This is a genomic window from Pseudomonas sp. 05T35 (genome assembly GCF_056396605.1).
On record NZ_JBFTLU010000808.1, the window covers coordinates 1 to 871 of the forward strand.

The window sequence follows — 871 nt, forward strand, 5'->3', positions numbered from 1 at the left end:
GTAAATACCCACCGTTACCCACACCCAAGACGGTCGCCCCCGCAAAATCATGAAATTGCTGTGGACCGTTAACAGGGTCAGAAACGCTCCGGCAAGCATGATTGAAAAGCCCAAACCTCCAGCGAGAGGAGCATCACGAAAATAGGTCGCAAAGGAAAGCGCGGTAGCGAAACCCAAGGAAAAATAGGCCGCAAATACACCACCGATAAAAGTAAGGAAGTAGTGCCTGAAAAAATCACGAAGCGTCATCAGCTCGCTCATTCGCCGACTTCCTCATACAACCCCAATGCGATGGTTTTTACGTTGCCCGTATAAGCACTCCCACCAAAGCCCGCCGTTGCGCCTAAGGCATCTTTAATTTGGGTCTTGGTGCTGTGCTTAAGTTGAGTCGGGGTAAAACGCTTGGGCAGCTCGCCCGTCAATTGCTTGAGCTTGAGCATCTTCGATGTCAGGCGGAGGTCATTGATGGTCAACAGTTCTTTGTTGATTTCATTCTCGATGCGCTGGCGCGCCATGAACTGGGAGCGGTTGGAGTCCATGCCGATGCCAGGCAGGGGGTTGCTCATGGGTGTTCTTCCTTGAAGTAGATAGTGGCCATGCTGGCCTCATCGCGGGCAAGCCCGGCTCCCACATCTGGAATGCATTCCCCTGTGGGAGCTGGCTTGCCTGCGATGGCAATTAATGGGCGCCACCTTAACAAACAAGTTCTCCAGCGCCTATAAAGCAAAACGCCAGCACGAGGCTGGCGTTTTGCTTGCTAGGCTGCGATCAACGCGGCACGACTGGCTTGCGCAGGCTTTGGCCCTTTGCCTTTGGCGGCGCCTGTTGGTTACGGGCAAACGCCGCGGCCTTGGCCTGTTCACGCTTGTCC

2 pseudogenes are annotated in these 871 nt (G+C 54.5%); both read right to left on the reverse strand.

The annotated features are described in order from the left end of the window. Nucleotides 1-261 (reverse strand): annotated as a pseudogene (locus AC1DH9_RS29985) (hypothetical protein); the annotation flags it as partial. Then, nucleotides 258-491 (reverse strand): annotated as a pseudogene (locus AC1DH9_RS29990) (NAD synthetase); the annotation flags it as partial. The pseudogenes AC1DH9_RS29990 and AC1DH9_RS29985, both read right to left, overlap by 4 nt. Nucleotides 492-871 lie beyond the last annotated feature (380 nt).